This is a genomic window from Pedobacter sp. BG31 (genome assembly GCF_042464845.1).
GTDB classification, from domain to species: domain Bacteria; phylum Bacteroidota; class Bacteroidia; order Sphingobacteriales; family Sphingobacteriaceae; genus Pedobacter; species Pedobacter suwonensis.
In genome coordinates, this window is the sequence record NZ_JBHNZK010000002.1 from 78,137 (window position 1) to 97,934 (window position 19,798).

Genomic DNA, 19,798 nt, shown 5'->3' on the forward strand with positions numbered 1-19,798 from the left:
CACTTCTTCAGACTTTGTACTAAATACTCCAGACTAAGGACTACCTACAACCGTATTCCTCTTAAAAAATCTTCTATCGGCATGCGTTTTTTGCCCTCATACTGAATATCCAATAGTTTGATAAAACCATCTTTAGCGGCGAATTTTAAAAAAGTTTTGCCGTCGGTTAAAAAGCCACCGGCAACAATACCTGGTTCTTTATGCTCTATTTCGGCCTTAAATATTTTTAAGGTTTTATCATTTAAAAAAGTAAAGGCGGTAGGGTATGGGCTTAACCCGCGGATTAAGTTATATATCATTTGTACCGGGTTGTTCCAGTCAATTTTGCAATCTTCTTTAAAAATTTTCGGCGCATGTTTTAAGTTGTCGCTTTGTGGCTGCGGTTGTTCGCTAACCTCACCGGCCTCAATGGCTTTAAGCGTTTTTACCAATAGGTTGGCTCCAATGTGCATCAGTTTGTCATGCAGATCGCCAGCGGTTTCGTTATCAGCGATTGGGGTACTCTCGCTTAGGATAATATTGCCGGTATCAATTTCATGTGTGAGGAAAAAAGTGGTTACGCCACTCTCTTTTTCTCCATTTATGATGGCGTGGTTTATTGGAGCCGCACCCCGGTATTGCGGTAAGAGCGATCCATGAAGATTAATGGTTCCTTTTGGCGGCATATTCCATACCACTTCTGGTAACATTCTAAAAGCCACCACTACCTGTAAATCTGCCTGATATGATTTGAGTTGCTCAATAAATTCAGGATTTTTTAATTTTTCGGGTTGCAGAATAGCAATCCCTTTTTCTACCGCGTATTTTTTTACCGCACTTTCACTTAGTTTCTGCCCACGCCCTGAAGGCTTGTCTGGCGCAGTAACCACTGCAACCACATCAAAATTGGCTTGTACCAAGGCATCTAAAGAGGCTACCGCAAAATCGGGCGTACCCATAAAAACTATTTTCATATGAAAGTGTTGTGTTTCTGAAATAACGTGGTCATCCACGTTTAGTTTTGCAAAATAACTAAAAATAAACCCATACTTATAGCCAAAAAATGGTACAAGGTAAAGATGTTGTAAAAGCAAGTGGATTGGTATATGTAACTGATGCCATGCCTGGTATTTACCGTAAAGGAAAACCAGGAAAATTTTATTATGTAGATAAAGACGGTAATAAAGTTACAGATGACAAACACCTGGACCGTATTAAAGCGCTGGTTATTCCGCCAGCATGGCAAAATGTATGGATTGCCAATAAACCTAATGCTTATTTACAGGTGACGGGAATTGATGCCGCGGGACGAAAACAATACAAGTACCATGCAAAATGGACCAGCCGACGTGCGGAAGATAAATATTTCCGCCTCCTTGAGTTTGGGAAATCTCTGCCCAAAGCCAGGAAAAATCTACAGAAAGACCTCCGCCGCAAAGATTTCGACGAACGTAAGGTGCTGGCTATTTCGGTAGATGTACTTCAAAAAACATTAATCAGGGTAGGAAATGAAAGCTACAAACAGCTGTATGGATCTTTTGGCCTTACCACTCTACGTGATAAACATGTAAAAATAAACGGAAGTAAAATTACCATGGATTTTGTGGGAAAAAAAGGCGTGCAGCAAAAACTGGAACTTAACGATCGTTCGCTGGCAAAACTGGTTAAAAAATGCCGTGATATTCCTGGTCAGGAGCTTTTTCAGTTTTATACACCTGATGGCGAACATAAAAGTATCGATTCCGGCAAAATAAATGCCTATATTAAAGAAATTACAGGCGATGATTTCACGGCGAAAGATTTCAGAACCTGGGGAGGTACCCTCGAAGCCCTTCGGCAGTTTGCCCAATGCCAGGTGAATGAAAATGCAGGTTTAAATAGTAAAAAACAAATTGTTGCCGTTTTAGATTGTGTAGCCAAAAAATTAGGTAACACCCGGGCAGTATGTAAAAGCTCTTACGTTTACCCGCTTTTGCTTACGGCTTACGAGAATAATCAGCTTGAAAAATACCTTAAAAAAATGAATAACCATGCACTTCAAGGCAAGGTGAGTTTAGAGGATAATGAAAAGGTGTTATTATCTTTTTTAAAATCTGGTAGCAAGTAAAAAAGCAACTATATTTGTCTTTTATCCCAATTATGCAAACTAATCTCGCCGATAAAGCCAATATTTTTAATACGCTTATAGAGGAGTCTCCAATGCCCATCGCGCTTTATACCGGAGAAAATATGATTATAGAGGTAGCCAACAAGGCTATGCTTAAAGCCTGGGGAAGAGACGCATCTGTAATAGGTCAAGAATTGGCTCTGGCGCTGCCGGAGTTGAAAGATCAACCCTTTCTTGATATTCTTAAACAGGTAAGAAGCACCGGCATGCCTTATGAAGCCAAAGAAGACAAGGCCGTGCTATTAAATGATAATGTACTCCAAACTTTTTATTTCGATTTTACTTATAAACCGCTGCTTGATTCAGATGGTAATGTATGGGGCATTTTAAATAATGCTACAGATGTGACCGAATTAGTAAATGCAAAGTTTAAAGTAGAGCAGAGTGAAGCCCTGTTAAGGCAGATGATTTACGATGCGCCTGTGGCTATTGGAATTTTAAAAGGCAGAGACCTGATTATAGAAGATGCCAATGATGATCTGCTAAAGATATGGAGGAAAAGTAAAGCTGTAATCGGTTTAAAACTTTTAGATGGATTGCCTGAAATTGCCAACCAGCCTTTTCCAGAATTGTTACAACAGGTTTACAACAGCGGTGTTGCTCATTATGGCTACGAAACGAAAGCCCGATTGGAGCATAACGGGGTTGAAGATGATTTTTATTTCAACTTTGTTTACGATCCAATATTTGGTCAGGATGGAGAGGTTACCGGCATTATGGTAGTCGCTAACGAAATTACCTTACAGGTTGTATCAAAAATGGAGGCTGCTAAAAGCGAAGAACGCTTTCGCAACTTTATGTATGATATACCGATGGCCACGGCCTACTATGAAACAGAAAACATGGTAATCAGCCTGGCGAACGATGAAATGCTCCGGTTTTGGGGAAAGGATAAAAGCGTAATCGGTAAAACCGTTGCTGAAGCCATACCTGAATTAAACTTACAGCCATCAGTTGAAACTTTGAAAAAAGTATATCAAACAGGAATAAGTTACCATGCTGATCAGGAAGAATTCCTGGTGATTATTGATGGTAAAGAACAAAAGCGCTGGTTCAGCTTTACCTATAAACCGATAAAAGATGCTAACGGGCAAGTGTATGCCATTATCCACGCTGCAACGGATGTGACAAAGCTAGTGCAGCTGCAACAGCAAAAAGATGAATTTTTAGGGATCGCCAGTCATGAGTTAAAAACACCCGTAACCAGTATCAAAGCGTATGCCCAGGTGCTTGAACGCATGATCAGGAGTGAGGGAGACGAAAAAAAGGCGACAATGGTACGTAAAATGGACCAGCAGTTAAATCGGTTAACGGGCCTGATTGGCGATTTACTTGATGTAACCAAAATTCAATCAGGGAAAATGACTTTCAACCCAATTGAATTTGATTTTGATGCTGTTGTTGAAGATATTGTAGATGAAATGCAGCACATCAGTTCAAAACATAAGATCATTTGTAACCTGGAAAGTAATGCCATCGTTTTCGCTGATAAAGAACGCATTGGGCAGGTTATTACCAATTTTTTATCTAATGCAATTAAATACTCTACCGATGCCGATGAAATAGATGTTGCTACCTATAGCCAAGACGGTGACGTGATTTTAAGCGTCAGGGATTATGGTATTGGTATTTCAGAGGATTTGCAACACCTGGTTTTCGACCAGTTTTACCGTGTAGATGGTAACTTGCAACATACCTACCCGGGTTTGGGTTTAGGTCTTTACATCTCAGCTGAAATTATAAAAAGTGAAGGCGGAAGGATTTGGGTAGAAAGCACTGCTGGAGAGGGTGCCACTTTTTTCTTTGCTTTAAAAATAAAATAATCGTTCAGCTCATACCATCAGATGCAGTCTGAACGATAATTTATGCTTTAGGTGCTTTCTTGATCGGCTGTACCGGTTGCTCTTCGTTTTCGCGCTGTTTAGCGGGATTATTGGTGCGAACCGGCTTATTGGGGGTGCTATCGTTTTCGTGTCTGACGGTTTTATGGTCAACAGGCTCCCTTCCTTTAGGTACCTCTTTCTCGTAATTGCTTCCTGGTTTATCGCTTTTAACTTTTGGACCGCTCATGTTATAATGATTGAATGAATGAATTTTGAATGATTGAATAAAGAAAATCTTTATCCCTTTAAATCATAACAAATCAGAATACGTTAAGTTTAAAATCTTCTAAAATTTATTATTTTTTCATTCTCTCACGCGCTCATTCAATCATTCTCACATTAATTATAAAGCAAGTATTTCTTACGCATGGTTTTGTACGCACTTAAGCCTGGTTCCCAGCTGGCTCTGATCTCTGCTTCACTTTTACCGTCAATTATCTGCTGCCTGAAATCAGCTACACCCACCAATCTTTCAATGACACCCATTTCTTTACTCAGTTTGGTATTAAAGAAATCATCTTTTTTGGGCGATGCCTGATACAATGAAATTAACCATGATAAATTAATCTGTTTGGTTTTGCGCAGTTCGGCTGTATCGTAAGTTCTTAAATCTAAGCCATAACAAACCTGATCTTGAAATAATGGCGTTTCTGCCATCCCCTTTATGCTTTTTGGGGTAAAACTGAAATCGAATTTACCTTTTAGGTAAGGCGCCCCAACAATAGTAAAAGGAAACATGGTTCCACGGCCATGATTTAGGTAAGTTCCCTCAAATAAACAGGTAGATGGATAAAGTAAAATAGCTTGCTGTGTGTTTAAGTTAGGAGAGGGCTTAACCGGTAAAGTATATTCCATGTTATGATCGTAATTGGCATTTTTGATAATGGTAATTTTGCATTTCACCTTATCTTTCAACCAGCCTTCGCCATTTAACATCTGTGCATATTCTCCAACTGTTAAACCATGCGCGATAGGTATGGGTTGTATGCCAATGCCCGATTTAAATTTAGGATCTAAAATCGGTCCGTCGATTAAATAACCGTTTGGATTTGGTCGGTCTAAAATCAGTAAAGGTTTATGGTTTGCGGCACAGGCTTCCATCACATGCTGCAAAGTGTTTATATAGGTGTAAAAACGAACACCTACATCCTGAATATCGAAAACCATAATATCAATATCAGCTAAATCTTCAGCTGTAGGCGTACTATGTTTGCCGTAAAGGGAGACGGCTTTTATTCCTGTTTTAGTGTCAATATCATCATTAACACTCACACCAGCGCTGGCATTGCCTCTAAAACCGTGCTCAGGACCAAATATCTTTTGGATTTTTACTCCTCTTTTCAAAAGGCTATCAACTGATGTTTGCGTACCAATAATAGAGGTCGGATTAACCACCATGCCAACACGTTTGCCCTTTAACAACGGCAGATATTTTTCGGTTTGCTCTGCACCGGTTTTAATGGCTGTTGGTAACTTTGCCGTCTTAATCATCAGTTTTTTGTTTTCCGGGCTATTCTTGCCTAAAACCTCTTGCTCCTGCGGTTTGGGCTGCCCACATGCAGATAAAGCAATTAAACTGGTTAACGTAAAGCTGATGTATTTTTTCATTTTAGTGTCTTCTGGATATTATAATAAAACAATTTACAGCATATTTTAATTATGCTATTGGCGTTTTCTTTTTAAAAGTTAACGATTGATATTTAAAGTTGGTTATTTATTTTCGAAAATGCCATTTTTAAAAAGGAATTGAGCATTTTTGTTAATACAAACCGATTAAATTGAATTTCGAATATTTCATAGCAGGGCGGATAGCCATTAAATCTGAACGTACCTTTTCAAAACTCATTGTACGTATTGCAATAGCAGGCGTGATGTTGAGCCTGGCTGTTATGATTCTTTCAATAGCCATTATCAAGGGTTTTAAAACTGAAATTCAGGATAAAGTGAGGGGATATTTAGGCGATATACAAATTACCCGCTACGATCTGAATAATTCCTTTGAGCATTCTCCCTTTATTTTAGATCGGGAAACGGAAAAGATGCTCAAAAATAATCCTGATATTGAATATTATTACCCTTTTGCTACAAAACCTGGTATTCTATCGGCCAATAATGAAATTGAGGGCATAAACTTTAAGGGGATAGATAAAAGCTATAAATGGGATTACATTAAACAGCATATTATCAGCGGCACCATTATCGATTTTTCTGATAGTACGGCGGCCATGCAGGAGCTACTGATTTCGAAATACACAGCTAACCGGTTAAAACTTAAAACAGGCGATGATTTTATCATGTACTTTGTTCAAAACCAGTTACGCCCGCGTAAATTTAAAATCGTAGGTATATACGATATTGGCGTTGAAGATATTGATAAGGGCTTTGTACTGGGCAATCTGAATATCATTAAACGCCTGAATAACTGGAAAGCTAATGAAATTGGTGGCGTAGAAATCAGGATTAAGGATTTCGGCAGACTTAAACCCATTTCCGATCGTATTTATGAAAGTCTGCCGCGTAGTTTACGCTCGTATTCCATTGAAGAAAATTTTCCTAATATTTTTACCTGGTTAGGCCTTCTTGATGTAAATACCAAGGTATTATTGATCCTGATGCTCATAGTAGGTGTAATTAATATGATTACAGCCTTGTTGATTATGATTCTGGAAAAGACCAATATGATCGGTATGTTAAAGTCGTTCGGGGCAAGCAACTGGAGCATTATGAAAATTTTCCTTTACAATGCAGCTTATTTAATCGGTATAGGATTGTTACTAGGAAATATTCTGGGCTTAGGTCTTGGGTTTTTACAGCAGTCTACGCACATTTTTAAGCTTAACCAGGCCTCATACTTTTTAGCTTATGCACCCATAGAGTTTCATTTTATTGATGTGCTGTTGCTTAATATCGTTACGGTAGTGGTTTGTTTAGCCGTTTTGATTATTCCTTCGTTGCTGGTGAGTAAGGTTTCGCCACTTAAGGCAATCCGGTTTAAATAAAAAACTTGGGACACCGGACAGATCATTTCCCGATGCCCAAGCAACCTAAACTATGCCTTGCTTACTCACACCTTTATGGCTTGTACAATATTCCATTTCTGAATGAAGAACCCCTGTCTCAAATCATATTCCAGTCAAAATCTGCTGTCCATACACTGATATCCTCAAATCGCCAAGGTCATATTTGAAGGTATGTGTTCCTTTCAATGGTTTGTAAATTGGCATCTGCATCTGGTGTAATAATGAATTTCCATCCCATAATGCAACCGGCTGATCTCAGGTGCAAACATGGTGATCATCTATACTCCACTCCATAAACATTTACATTGGTGTTTTTTTGGAGCCTAAAGATAGAATGAGGATGAAAAGGACAATACAGATTTGGACATTCATACCCCTTAAACGGAGTTGATAATAAAAACGCTACACTCCAATCGAAATCCATTCTGTACCCTGTGTACCGTGGATAAATTCGGTCCGTGGTTCGAGGTTTAGATAGGGATAAGTAACTTTGGAAAGATATAGACCGGTAGGATGGGCAGGTAATGATATTTTGGAAGGTTTAAGGGTAATGAGTTCGCTTTCAAACTCTTCAAAACTGAGCTGTCCTTTGCCTACCATCAGGATTTTGCCCATAATCAAGCGGATCATTTTACCCAAAAAGCGGTTGCTGGCAATATGAAACCTTAATCTGTCGCCCTTTGGGTTTACAAATAAATCGGCTTCCATTACGTTGCAGATGGTATGTTCATATTTATCCGGATGCGTACAAAAAGCCCTGTAGTCTTTATATTGAGGTAATAATTTTACCACAGCTTTCATTTTATCAAAATCTAAATCGTTTAATAGATAAAAAGAACTTTGGTTAGTTAAAAAAGGATCTTTGTAGGTATGGACGAAATAGTCATATTTACGCTGTACAGCATCAAACCGGGCATGCGGCTTGCCTTCCATTTTAATAATGTCGAACACGGCGATATTGGAAGGTAAAGCTTTATTCAAAATGTAAAGCAGATTGGAATTGATCTCTTTTTCGATATCAGCATGGAAGAAAAACTGACTGGCATGCACGTGTGCATCAGTACGGCCGCAACCGTTAATGGCAATTGGCGATTTTAAAATCTTCGACAGGGTTTGTTCTATAACTTCCTGAACGCTTTTTATACCAGGTTGTTTTTGCCACCCATTGTAGTGCTGGCCTTGATAGGCAATATGAAAGAAATACCTCATTATTCTGCTGCAATTTTACGGAAATTTTAGCAGCAGGAATATTAAATGATATTTTTGTGTTGTAAATTTTAATCATGGATTCAATAAACTGTCCTTGTGGAAGTGGAATAACTTTTCAGCAATGTTGCCAGCCTTATCACTTAAAAATGAAAACAGCGCCAACTGCCGAAGCGCTGATGCGTTCAAGATATTCGGCCTTTGTAGTCGCTGATGCAGATTATCTTTATGAAACTACGCATCGCAGTAAAAGAAGAAATCATTCTAAAAGTGATTATTTAAGCAGCGCGAAAAATACCAAATGGCTAAAGCTCGAGATTGTTTTTTCCGCTTTTGATGTGGTAGAGTTTAAGGCCTACTATCTGAACAAGAAATTTCAGACCGAAGTGTTGCATGAAAAATCTAACTTCAGGTTAGAAGATGGTAAATGGTATTATGTTGACGGGGATTTTTACTCATGATAAAAATTCATTCAGGTTATCGGGCGTAATCAGCCATTGCTCCTGAATCATAATCGCAAATTTGATATAAATTTTGCGAATTCACTCCTTTTGGCTATATTTTCTTCGCTTCGTTCCAATATACATCCATTTCCGAAAGTGTCATATCGGCTAAGGCCTTTCCGTTTTCCTTTGCTTTATTTTCAAGGTATTGGAAACGTTTGATAAATTTTTTATTGGTTTTTTCTAATGCATTCTCCGGATTGATATTGATAAAACGGGCATAATTGATTAATGAGAACAATACATCGCCAAATTCTGACTCAGCTTTTTCGATATCGATTGCCGTATTGTCTGCTACATTAAATTCAGTTTTAAACTCCTGCAATTCCTCCTCTACTTTCTCCCATACCTGGTTTTTATCTTCCCAATCAAAGCCTACTCCACGTGCTTTTTCCTGAATACGGGCAGCTTTAACCAATGCGGGCAGTGAAGAGGGCACACCAGCCAATACCGATTTGTTGCCTTCTTTTAGCTTAATCTGTTCCCAGTTGCGTTTAACATCTTCTTCATTCTCTACTTCAACATCGCCATAAATATGTGGGTGGCGGTTTACCAGTTTATCGCAAACGCCGTTTAAAACATCAGTAATGTTAAAATCGTTGGTTTCTGAAGCAATTCTGGCATAAAAAACGAGGTGCATCATCACATCGCCAAGTTCCTTTTTAATTTCGTCTAAATCGCCGTCTAAAATGGCATCGCTTAACTCATAAGTTTCCTCAATAGTTAAATGGCGCAGCGTTTCCATGGTCTGCTTTTTATCCCAGGGGCATTGCGTGCGCAAGGTATCTAAAACGGTAAGTAAACGTGTAAAGGCATCAGCTGGATTATTGGCGCTTGCAGGAATTGGATTGTTAGGCATGTTTTATGGTTGAAATAGATTTATCGAACGCTAAAGTACCAAACCCAGGCGATTAAGAAAAACTGAAAAGGAATTCTGAACCATAAATATTTTGGTCCGGGGCCTGGCTTATATAAATTTTCGTAATTGATGCGGTGTCTGGCTGCATAAATATTTGCAGGTAGAATGGCTATGTAAAAAATAATCAATGCTATTCCGGTAAAATGCCTGGTGCCTGGTATCGCCAATCCGATTGCAAATAAGATTTCCAGCATTCCTGTTAGCATTACAAGTTCCACTTTTTTGGGAATGAATAGTGGAACCATGGCTGCCATACTGGTTTTAAATTTGAAATGGCCTACAGCAGTAAATACCAGCATTGCAGCCATTGCCATATTACCTGCAAAAATATCTCCTTTATCAAAGGTGGTGTGTTGGCCAAAAGCCATCAGCGCAATATAAACGATTACCAGGACAAATAGGGGTTTCATTAATTTAACCGATTTATTTTATTAAATTAAATGCAATTAGTATTGTAGCAACAAACAATACCAAAAGGCCAGATAAGAAGATGAAGTCAGCGGCCTTTTCCAGCCGCTGGCTTGTTGTTTTTTGTCGTCTCATTGAGATAAAAGATAAGATGCAGCTGGTCATAAAAAACATTACCGCAGCTACGGCAAATTCGTCAATCAGGGAGCCATCGTTGAGTGCGAGTTTTTTCAAAGACGTGAGTACAATGAAGCAAATACCCAGAAGATTGGCAGAAGTGCTTAAAATATGAGGCGATCTGTTTTCGGCCATTTTAATCTTTTTCTTCTAATTTAATCTTTTTTGTAATCCGGTAAACCCGTTTCTTTTTATCGGGCCTGTGTTCTTCTCCCATTAATATGCCCCAGGGTTTTAAGCCATCTACTCTATCGAAAATTATTTTTAAGATGGCCAAATATGGAATACATAAAAACATGCCTGAGATACCCCAGATCATTTCGCCAACAACGATACCGATAAAAGCAAATAAAGCATTTATTTTTACTTTAGAACCTACTACTAATGGCATCAGTACATTTCCATCTATGGCATGTACCCCAACATAAGCGATTAAAACCAGCAATACTTTACCAGCACCTGCGGTAGCGAACGTGATCAGGCAGCTTACCAGTAAGGCAAAGAATATTCCCAAATAAGGAACCACATTGAAAATACCTGCCACCAAGCCTAATAGAACAGCGTATTTAACGCCCAATAAACTCAGCACCGTAATCATTAATACCGTAACAATAAGCATTTGCAAGAACAAACCTATAATGTATTTTTTGATGATGTACTGAATCTGGCTCACAATTTCTGCGACTTTTTCTTTATGTTCTTCGCTAAAAACAGAAGTTAAGAACGTAAATAATACCCTGCGGTAGTTTAAAATAAAGAAGGTGAATAGTAATGTGAAACCTAAGAACAATAGGGTAGAAGATAAGGTTGATAGGGTGGTAGCTACAATTGCAGCACTGGTAGCCAAAGCTTTTTCAGTGCTATCGTTTAAATAACTGAGCTGTTTCTGAGAATTTATGCCGAAAGTATGCGAAATCCATTTTTGCAGTTCGTGATAGGAAACGTTTGCTTTCTCTTTAAGTAAAGGCCAATCTGCCCATAAATCGCTGAGTTGATTGCCAAAAAAGTATACAATTCCGCCAATAACAGCAATCATCAGAATCACCGACAGTAAGGTTGACAAACTTCTTTTGAACTTTAAACGGTGCTCTAAAAAATTGCCTACCGGTAATAGTAAGATTGCCATTAAAAAAGAAAAAAGCAAAGGAGCCAGCAAAGAGTGGCCTAAAATGGCAATGTAGGTTAAACTGATTAAACAGAAGAGAACCAGTGCCAGTTTGGGTAGAAAAGATAGTTTTTCTTTCATATTTATTAAAAATCCTGTTTAATACAAAATGCCCGAATAATTGTTTCATTAATCGGGCATTTAAATATAAGAGATATTTTTAATAACTACTGGCTTGATCTAAATGAGAAATTTCTTCTACTGACAATTTCAAATTAGCAGCTTCAGTAAACGACTTTAGTTGGTTTAAATCGGTAACACTTGCAATTGGGGCAGTAACCGACGGATGGTTGATTAACCAGGCCAAGGCTACAGAAGCCGGCTCCACCTGATGTTGCGCTGCAACCTGATCAAGGGCTGCTAAAATTTTAAAACCACGTTCATTCAGGAATTTTTTTACGCCCCCGCCACGCTGGCTTTTGTTCAGATCGTTTTCGCTGCGGTATTTGCCGGTTAAGAAACCACTGGCAAGCGAATAATAAACCACAACACCCAAATCATAATCCAGGCAGATTTTTTCGTGTTCCTGCTCAAAGTCCGCCCTATCATAAAGGTTATACCCTGGTTGGTAGACTTCATAGCGAGGCAAGCCATTTTCGGTAGCATAAATTAAAGATTCCCTAAGTCGATCGGCAGAAAAATTTGAAGCACCGATCCAGCGGACTTTGCCTGCCTTGATTAAAGTTTCGTAGGCATTTAAGGTTTCCTCAACAGGTGTGCTTTCATCATCAAAATGAGAAAAATAAAGATCGATATAATCGGTTTGCAAGCGAGATAAAGAATGTTCTACTTCATTGATGATATAATCTTTCTTCAATGATTTGCCTTGTCCCATATCTGAACCTACTTTGGTTGCGATAATAATTTCGTGGCGTTTGTTTTGTTTTTTCAGCCAGTTACCAATAATCTTTTCCGATTCGCCTCCATTATTTCCCGGTACCCAACGGGAATATACATCTGCCGTGTCGATAAAATTGAAGCCACTTGCTAAAAATTGGTCTAATATTTCAAATGATTTCTTTTCATCAATCGTCCAGCCGAAAACATTTCCTCCGAATACAATTGGTGCAATATGTAAATCTGTTTTGCCTAAAATTCTTTTTTCCATGATACGAATGTTAATGTTATGGTAACAAATTATATAGGCTGAGGTTTTATACAGCGGTCTTAATTATGTCAGGATATCGTAGGTTTTAACCGCAAAGTAAGCAGAGCGAAAGCGCTGAGGGCACAAAGGTGGATGGCTGTTTATTCATAGTTTTCTTTTGAAATTTTATCTTCCAATTTTCGGACGTTTAACCATAAAGGCACACAGACACAAAGAGTTTTTTTACAATTCTATCTTCGGACATCGGACCTCCGACATCGGACTTTTCCGTCATCCATTTTTTACATCCCTTTAACCGCTCTCAGCATCTCTCTTTTTCCGGGGGCGCCAGGCAATTTTTCTATGTTAAATCCGCAGGCTTTAACCGCTCTTTTTAATTTTCCCGTAATGGCGTAGGTAACAAAAGTCCCTCCAGGCTTTAAGAAACTGCAGGCATGTGCAATAATTTCATCACTCCACATTTCGGGTTGGTGCTGTACGGAAAATGCATCGTAATAAATCAGGTCAAATTTTTTATTGCCGCGGTATTCGGCCAATGTAGTATGCGGAATTTCTAATGTGCAAAGTGGGGTTAGTTTTTGAGGGCCTTTTAATGCTTCTGGGTAGTTGGAAATAAAACTGGTCCATATTTCTTCAGAAACATATGCTGCATAACCTGTTTGCTCAATCATTGTTGTAGTCAGCGGAAAAGCTTCTATACTGGTATAATTTAGTTCTATATTATTTTCTGCACAATATTCGAAACTTAAAATAAAATTTAATCCCGTGCCGAAACCAACCTCTAAAATGGAAATTTCATCTTGGTTGGCCGAAGCAAATTTCAAACCTGCATCAATAAAAACATGTTTGCTTTCCTGCAGTGCACCATGTTTACTGTGGTAATGTTCGCCTATGGTTTCGTTATAAAGTGTATTGGATCCGTCGGCAGTAGGCGTTATAATATTCATGGGCTTCGATTATTTGATTTTTGAAGGTAATGGTGCAAATATAGGAACAGGATGGATAGGATTTTTGGATTTCCAGGATCAATTAGCAATTCAATGACCAAGAATTAATTAAAGATCATATCTGTCTTTATACTTTCATCTTGCTACTTGTATCTTGCTACTTGTATCTTTGGTCTTTAACTTTTAATCTTTTGTGATTAGCTTTGATCTTACCCTAAACCCTAGCAAATATGGATATCGAATCGTTCAGAGAATATTGTTTGAGTTTGCCTGGTACTACTGAGGGTATGAAATGGGACCATCTGTGTTTTATGATAGAAGAGAAAATCTATGTCATTATCGCTATTGATGAGGGTAACCGTTTTTCGATCAAATGTAATCCGGATGAATTTGACGAACTCGCTGCCAGAGGCGGCATTTCCCAAGCGTATCATATGGCAAAGCGGCAATGGATCCAGATCGAGAATTTAGAGGTATTGAACGATAATGAGCTAAAAAGAAGGGTGGCCGATTCAAGAGCGATGGTGTTAGCCAAATTACCAAAGAAAACACAGGCAAAGTACGCTTAATTTTTATGCTAAGTAACTTGCACGTGCATTAGGTACAGGATTATAATGTAAATTGACTGGGAATTATTGTTCGCCCTTAGTTTCTTCTTTTGTTGTTTCGTCTTTTTTTATGCCTTTATCTGCATTCAGTTCTTTCGACTTCATAATATTAAAACGGTACATTTCTTCAATACCAACCAGTTTTCGCGTGCATTTATCAATGTCTGTACCTTCTTCCCATAAATAAGGACGGAAGCTATAGGTTTTGGTTCCATCCAAATTGGAAATGAATTGATTCCAGCTGCTCCAGCGTAATCCCTTGTAAAATTTGGAAAGATCACTGTCGAAGCAAAAAACGAGAAACTCCCCATAACCAGCTCCAAGTGGTTGCCAGGTTAAAGTATTGGGTTCAAAATAATACACATTTTTAATGTCTTTGCCCAAACCGCCGTAGTTGATGGCAAAAAAACCGCCTACTGCATCATCGGCAATTAAGAGGTAGGGAATGTTATCGCCATACTCCTTTAAGGTTTTCCCTTTGTTCCAATCGGCTACGTTTCTGTTTAATCTTTCGCTGCCGGAGCCTAAAATTCTAATCCAGCCGTTATCTACCATAATGCCTCCGGTATTGTAAATTACCGAACCAAGTGTGGCATAGGTTGTCATTTGTGAGTGGTATAAAACCTCCTTCGCTCTTGCAGAATCAACGGGCAGAACCTCTACCTTGTTTTTTGCAGAGTCAATCCATTTTTTTACCAGTGGCCATGCAGGATCTGTTTTGTTGATTAATTTTTCAATACTGATCATGTTATTTTCCTGGGCAAAACCTGAGAGGGAAAATAAGGATAACGCAAAGATAAAGAGGTAGGAAATTGGACTTTTCATGGATAGGGTAATTATGTTTTTTCAAAGATAGGATGATAATTAAGAATTGTTTAAACGAGCAGGATTAATTTTTGATTGAGGTAGAGGTTGATTAGTTATTGTTTCGCGGGGATACTGTGGTGTTGGATGTTACCATCCTACACAGTTAAAATCATCAATGCCAATTGCTTTTGTTTGTGATGACATGAAACCAAGGAAGATTGAATTTGTGTTTTTTGCAATTGTCAGATGGAAACGTTTCACACCATGGCTGTAAAAAAAGCGTCCAGAAAATAATCAGGACGCTCATAATATTTAAATGTATGATAATGGAAATTTTAAAGTTGAGGGAGATTGAGTCTTATAAATTCGACTTTCAACCTCCACTAAATGATCGGGTGAAAAAGCCTTACACCCTTTACCTTTCAGCCTTTAACCTCAAATCTACCACATTCTGATTCTGTCTTCAGGTTTTTTGTATAGTTTATCCCCAGGTTTAACATCAAAAGCTTCATACCAGGCATCCATATTTACAGGCGCACCAATAGTACGGTAAGGACCTGGAGAATGCGGATCTGTTTTAATTAACTGGGCTGCACTTTCAGGTAAAATATTACCCCTCCATACCTGCGCCCAGGCCAAGAAGAAACGCTGATCTGGTGTAAAACCATCGATTTTTTCATTACTTTGACCTTGTTTGGTCATTTTAAAAGCAGTGTAAGCAGCATTTAAACCGCCTAAATCGCCAATGTTTTCGCCCATGGTTAACTTACCGATTACATGAACCGTATCTAACACCGTATAGGCATCAAACTGCTCGCCCAAAGCTTTGGTTTTAGCATCAAATTTAGCTTTGTCTTCAGCTGTCCACCAGTTTTTTAAGTTGCCGGCGGCATCATATTGGCTGCCGCTGTCATCAAAGCCATGACTCATTTCGTGACCAATTACCGCACCGATACCACCATAGTTAACGGCATCGTCAGCATTTGGGTCAAAGAAAGGGAACTGTAAAATACCAGCTGGAAAAACAATTTCGTTCAATGTAGGGCTGTAGTAGGCGTTAACCGTTGGAGGCGTCATGCCAAAGCGTTTACGATCAACTGGTTTACCTAACTGGTTAACCATTTCATTATAACCCCAAACGCTTGCATTGCGTAAATTCTGGAAATAAGTATCTTTATTGATCACTAAACCATCGTAGTTTTTCCATTTTTCGGGATAACCCACTTTGGGTGTAAATGCATTTAATTTAGCTAAGGCCTTTTGCTTGGTTTCAGGACTCATCCATTCTAAACCTTTAATTCGGATTTCGAATGCTTTACGCAGGTTCACAATCATCTGGTTCATGCGTTCTTTAGCTTCCGGCTTAAAATATTTAGCTACATAAAGCTGGCCTAATAATTCGCCAATGGTGCCATCTGTTAGCGATGACATGCGTTGCCAACGCGGCGTTTGCACTTTCTGGCCGGTTTGAGCCTGTGTGAAAGCAAAACTCGCCTTCACAAACGGAGAACTCAAACTAGAAGCTGAGCCTTTTAAAATATTCCATTCTAAATAGGTTTTCCAATCTTCAACAGGAATTGATTTCAACATTCCATCCAGGCTTGCCATAAATTTAGGCGATGAAATCAGAACAGTATCTTGATTTTTGATTTTGAACTTAGGTAAATAGGTTGTCCAGTTAATGTCAGGCGTTTTTTTGTTCAGCTCTGCAACGGTAAGCTTGTTATAGGTGGCATAAGGATCGCGCATTTCCAAACGGCTCATCTGCGCTTCAGCAAATTGCTTTTCAATTTTATAAACGGTTGCTGCTTTTTGTCTGGCTTCTTCAGCGGTACTTCCTGTTAAGGTAAACAAAGTTACCATATAGGTGTTGTAAGCATCGCGGATCTTCACACTTCGCGCATCGTCTTTAAGGTAATAATCACGGTCTGGAAGTGTTGTACCACCCTGACTGATATTCACCATGTATTTGTTTACATTCTTGCGGTCCTGGCCAACACCCAAACCAAACATTCCGCCGCCCAAACCATTGGTGCGCATGTAGGCCACCTGATCAAGCACACCCTGGATGTTTTTGATTTGCTTGATTTTGGCTAAATCGGCTTTAATAGGTGTATAACCCAATTTTTCAATGGTCGCACTATCCATGGCGGCTGTATAAAAATCGCCAACTCTACGCTTAACCGAACCTGCAGGAGCAGATTTATCGGCAGCTGCATCTTCCACTAAAGATTTAACGGCATTGATATTAAAATCGCGGAGTTCGTTAAATGAACCCCAGCGCGTTTCTTTAGCAGGAACCGGATTGTTTTTTATCCATGTACCACTCGCGTAGGTGTAGAAATCGTCGCCTGGTTTAACGGATAAATCCATATTAGCAGGGTCGATAAATTTTTTCGTTTGTGCATTTGCAGAAAAGCCAGCAGCGATTATACCCAGCGCCGCAAAATATCTTTTCAAATTTTGGTATTTCATTCGCTTAATAAGTTAATAATGATGCGAAATTTAGGAAATACTAATTGATACTGGTGTAATATATTAAGAATATTACTTGTTAAACCAGTAATAAATTTTTGCCAAGCCAAGACGTCTGATCAAGTCGGAAGCTGAAAAAGGAATTTTGATAGATTTCATGATTTTAAATCTTTATATCACTATTAACATTTTTTAACAAAATTTATTGTGCGCTTGTGAAAAATATTGCTATCAAGAATGATTCAGAATAAAACCTATTATTTTCCATAAATTTGAAATACTGATTAAACTTAGCATGTTTTTTGAAGTTTCAAAGTTTAGTAAGTAATTAAGAAGGTAATGCACTAGATACAGTATATAATGACCCACTCACATGATAACAAAGATAGCTGTTGCAGCAGTAAAGAAAATGCCGGATCAAAACATGCACATCATGATGATCATGCACACGAAGAGGGTGACGGGCATAACCATGATCATGGGGGTGATCCATCAGTCTTTAAAACATATTTGCCAGCTATTGTAACATTGGTTATGCTGCTGGTTGGAATTGCGTTTGATAACCTTTTTAATTTGCCGGCATTTCAGGTCATTCGTCCTTACTGGTACATTGTGGCTTATTTACCTGTAGGTGTTCCGGTTTTACGCGAAGTTTGGGAAACATTTAAGGCCAAAGATTTTTTTACCGAGTTCTCTTTAATGTCTATTGCTACCATTGGTGCTTTTGCCATTGGCGAGTATCCTGAAGGCGTAACGGTGATGCTTTTCTATACTATTGGCGAACTGTTTCAAATGGCTGCGGTAAACCGCGCAAAAAGAAATATCAAAGCATTGCTTGATGTCAGGGCAGAAGTGGCGCATGTATTCCGAAATGGAAAATATGAAGATGTCGATCCCGAAAAAGTAGAAATTGGTGAAACGATACAGATTAGGGCTGGTGAAAAAACGCCGTTGGATGGCGAATTGATCAGTGATAAAAGCAGTTTTAACACTGCTGCTTTAACCGGCGAAAGCAAACCGCGCACGATTAATAAGGGTGAACCGATTTTGGCCGGGATGCTTAATTTGGATAAAGTAGTCGAAGTTAAAGTTACCAAAGCCTTTGCCGATAGTGCATTATCGCGCATTTTGGAAATGGTTCAAAATGCCACTACACGTAAAGCTAAAACAGAACTTTTTATCCGCAAGTTTGCAAAAATATATACGCCGATTGTTTTCTTTTTGGCCCTTGCGCTTGTTACGCTTCCAGTTTTAATTTTAGGAAGCGAATATCACTTCCAAACCTGGTTGTATCGTTCGCTTGTTTTCCTGGTTATATCTTGCCCATGTGCTTTGGTCATTTCAATCCCGTTGGGTTATTTCGGGGGAATTGGTGCGGCATCATCAAATGGCATTCTTTTTAAAGGCTCTAATTTTCTTGATTTAATTACCAAGCTCAACACTGTTGTCATGGATAAAACAGGAACCTTAACAAAAGGTGTTTTTAATGTTCAGAAAATAGAAAGTAAGATAGATGAAACAGATTTTTTAAACTTATTGACGGCTGTAGAAGCCAAATCTACCCATCCAATTGCTAAGGCCATTGTAGCCTATGCAGGCCAGAAAGAAATTCATCACGCCGAAAACATGGAGGAAATTGCCGGGATGGGTTTAAAGGGCTTGGTTAATGGTAGGGAGGTTTTAGCGGGTAATGTTAAACTTTTGGAGAAATTTAATATAGATTTTGATCCCGAAATTGCATCAATTGAAGAAAGTATTGTTGTGGTTGTTATTGATCAGAAATATGTTGGTTATGTTTTAATTGCAGATGAAGTAAAAGAAGATGCCGCTGAAGCCATCAAACAACTTCACGAAAACGGAATAAAACAAGTAGTGATGTTAAGTGGGGATAAAACCTCAATCGTTAAAAAAGTAGCCTCAAATTTAGGAATCGACACTTATTTTGGTGATTTATTGCCCGAAGGTAAAGTAGCGAAACTCGAAGAAATTAAAAGCGACAAAAGCAGGGTTGTGGCTTTTGTTGGCGATGGAATTAACGATACACCTGTATTAGCGATCAGCGATATTGGTATAGCTATGGGCGCAATGGGTAGCGATGCTGCTATTGAAACAGCAGATGTAGTGATTCAAACCGATCAGCCTTCTAAAATCGCAACCGCGGTAAAAATAGGTAAAGCAACCAAAAAGGTAGTAATCCAAAATATCGTATTGGCATTTGCGGTTAAAGCAATTGTTTTAATTTTAGGTGCGGGAGGAATAGCCACTATGTGGGAGGCTGTTTTTGCCGATGTTGGTGTGGCACTTTTGGCCATTTTAAATGCTGTTCGGATACAGAAAATGAAATTTTATTAATGGGTTAAGTATCTGAATTGGTTAATCGTTAACAGTCTTTAGATTAAAACATTTTTTCATTAATTAAATGATAA

At 38.7% G+C, this 19,798-nt stretch carries 18 protein-coding genes; 6 read left to right on the plus strand and 12 right to left on the minus strand.

Going from position 1 to position 19,798, the window contains the following annotated elements; translation table 11 throughout:
- Window positions 1-44: 44 nt before the first annotated feature.
- Window positions 45-953, minus strand: coding sequence for a methionyl-tRNA formyltransferase (gene fmt / locus ACFE6N_RS03595; protein WP_378933921.1), 909 nt, complete (start codon window positions 951-953; stop codon window positions 45-47).
- A gap of 89 nt (window positions 954-1,042) precedes the next feature.
- On the opposite strand from fmt, the gene ACFE6N_RS03600 reads away from it, so the two are divergent.
- Window positions 1,043-2,086, plus strand: coding sequence for a DNA topoisomerase IB (locus ACFE6N_RS03600; protein ID WP_378933923.1), 1,044 nt, complete (start codon window positions 1,043-1,045; stop codon window positions 2,084-2,086).
- Between the two features lie 32 nt (window positions 2,087-2,118).
- Window positions 2,119-3,969, plus strand: a complete 1,851-nt coding sequence (locus ACFE6N_RS03605; RefSeq protein WP_378933925.1) for an ATP-binding protein — start codon at window positions 2,119-2,121, stop codon at window positions 3,967-3,969.
- Between the two features lie 40 nt (window positions 3,970-4,009).
- Here ACFE6N_RS03605 and ACFE6N_RS03610 read toward each other — a convergent pair whose 3' ends face one another.
- Both ACFE6N_RS03610 and ACFE6N_RS03615 read right to left on the minus strand, forming a co-directional pair.
- Window positions 4,010-4,216, minus strand: a complete 207-nt coding sequence (locus tag ACFE6N_RS03610; protein WP_134204833.1) for a hypothetical protein — start codon at window positions 4,214-4,216, stop codon at window positions 4,010-4,012.
- Between the two features lie 152 nt (window positions 4,217-4,368).
- On the minus strand, window positions 4,369-5,637 hold the full coding sequence (locus ACFE6N_RS03615; RefSeq protein ID WP_378933927.1) for an exo-beta-N-acetylmuramidase NamZ domain-containing protein: 1,269 nt from the start codon (window positions 5,635-5,637) through the stop codon (window positions 4,369-4,371).
- A gap of 170 nt (window positions 5,638-5,807) precedes the next feature.
- On the opposite strand from ACFE6N_RS03615, the gene ACFE6N_RS03620 reads away from it, so the two are divergent.
- Complete coding sequence (locus ACFE6N_RS03620) at window positions 5,808-7,028, plus strand: ABC transporter permease (protein WP_378933929.1); 1,221 nt, start codon at window positions 5,808-5,810, stop codon at window positions 7,026-7,028.
- 423 nt (window positions 7,029-7,451) lie between these two features.
- Here ACFE6N_RS03620 and truA read toward each other — a convergent pair whose 3' ends face one another.
- A complete protein-coding gene (gene truA / locus ACFE6N_RS03625; RefSeq protein ID WP_378933931.1) occupies window positions 7,452-8,258 on the minus strand; it encodes a tRNA pseudouridine(38-40) synthase TruA in 807 nt (268 codons plus the stop codon).
- Window positions 8,259-8,332: 74 nt separating this feature from the next.
- Between truA and ACFE6N_RS03630 the strand changes: the two genes are divergently transcribed.
- On the plus strand, window positions 8,333-8,716 hold the full coding sequence (locus ACFE6N_RS03630; RefSeq protein WP_378933933.1) for a YchJ family protein: 384 nt from the start codon (window positions 8,333-8,335) through the stop codon (window positions 8,714-8,716).
- 94 nt (window positions 8,717-8,810) lie between these two features.
- Here the strand turns inward: ACFE6N_RS03630 and mazG are convergent, their stop codons facing one another.
- From mazG to mnmD, 6 genes are all read right to left on the minus strand, one after another.
- Window positions 8,811-9,617, minus strand: a complete 807-nt coding sequence (mazG, locus tag ACFE6N_RS03635; protein WP_378933935.1) for a nucleoside triphosphate pyrophosphohydrolase — start codon at window positions 9,615-9,617, stop codon at window positions 8,811-8,813.
- 20 nt (window positions 9,618-9,637) lie between these two features.
- Window positions 9,638-10,087 (minus strand): hypothetical protein, encoded by a 450-nt coding sequence (locus tag ACFE6N_RS03640; protein ID WP_378933937.1) that lies wholly within the window; start codon window positions 10,085-10,087, stop codon window positions 9,638-9,640.
- Between the two features lie 13 nt (window positions 10,088-10,100).
- The gene (locus ACFE6N_RS03645; RefSeq protein ID WP_090985198.1) at window positions 10,101-10,397 is read right to left on the minus strand and encodes a hypothetical protein; all 297 of its coding nucleotides are present in this window, start codon (window positions 10,395-10,397) and stop codon (window positions 10,101-10,103) included.
- A gap of 1 nt (window position 10,398) precedes the next feature.
- Entirely contained in the window at window positions 10,399-11,508 is a 1,110-nt protein-coding gene (locus ACFE6N_RS03650; RefSeq protein ID WP_090985343.1) for an AI-2E family transporter, read from the minus strand.
- A 79-nt stretch (window positions 11,509-11,587) separates the two neighbouring features.
- A complete protein-coding gene (locus ACFE6N_RS03655; protein WP_378933940.1) occupies window positions 11,588-12,535 on the minus strand; it encodes an aldo/keto reductase in 948 nt (315 codons plus the stop codon).
- Window positions 12,536-12,816: 281 nt separating this feature from the next.
- Entirely contained in the window at window positions 12,817-13,482 is a 666-nt protein-coding gene (gene mnmD, locus ACFE6N_RS03660) for a tRNA (5-methylaminomethyl-2-thiouridine)(34)-methyltransferase MnmD (RefSeq protein WP_378933942.1), read from the minus strand.
- A gap of 230 nt (window positions 13,483-13,712) precedes the next feature.
- On the opposite strand from mnmD, the gene ACFE6N_RS03665 reads away from it, so the two are divergent.
- Window positions 13,713-14,051, plus strand: coding sequence for an MmcQ/YjbR family DNA-binding protein (locus ACFE6N_RS03665; RefSeq protein WP_378933944.1), 339 nt, complete (start codon window positions 13,713-13,715; stop codon window positions 14,049-14,051).
- 63 nt (window positions 14,052-14,114) lie between these two features.
- Here ACFE6N_RS03665 and ACFE6N_RS03670 read toward each other — a convergent pair whose 3' ends face one another.
- Window positions 14,115-14,915, minus strand: coding sequence for a DUF2625 domain-containing protein (locus ACFE6N_RS03670; protein WP_378933946.1), 801 nt, complete (start codon window positions 14,913-14,915; stop codon window positions 14,115-14,117).
- A gap of 423 nt (window positions 14,916-15,338) precedes the next feature.
- Window positions 15,339-17,372, minus strand: a complete 2,034-nt coding sequence (locus ACFE6N_RS03675; RefSeq protein WP_378933947.1) for a M13 family metallopeptidase — start codon at window positions 17,370-17,372, stop codon at window positions 15,339-15,341.
- 360 nt (window positions 17,373-17,732) lie between these two features.
- Here ACFE6N_RS03675 and ACFE6N_RS03680 point away from each other — a divergent pair, with 360 nt between their 5' ends.
- Window positions 17,733-19,724 carry a heavy metal translocating P-type ATPase gene (locus tag ACFE6N_RS03680; RefSeq protein WP_378933948.1) on the plus strand — a complete coding sequence of 664 codons (1,992 nt, stop codon included), beginning with the start codon at window positions 17,733-17,735 and terminating at the stop codon, window positions 19,722-19,724.
- Window positions 19,725-19,798 lie beyond the last annotated feature (74 nt).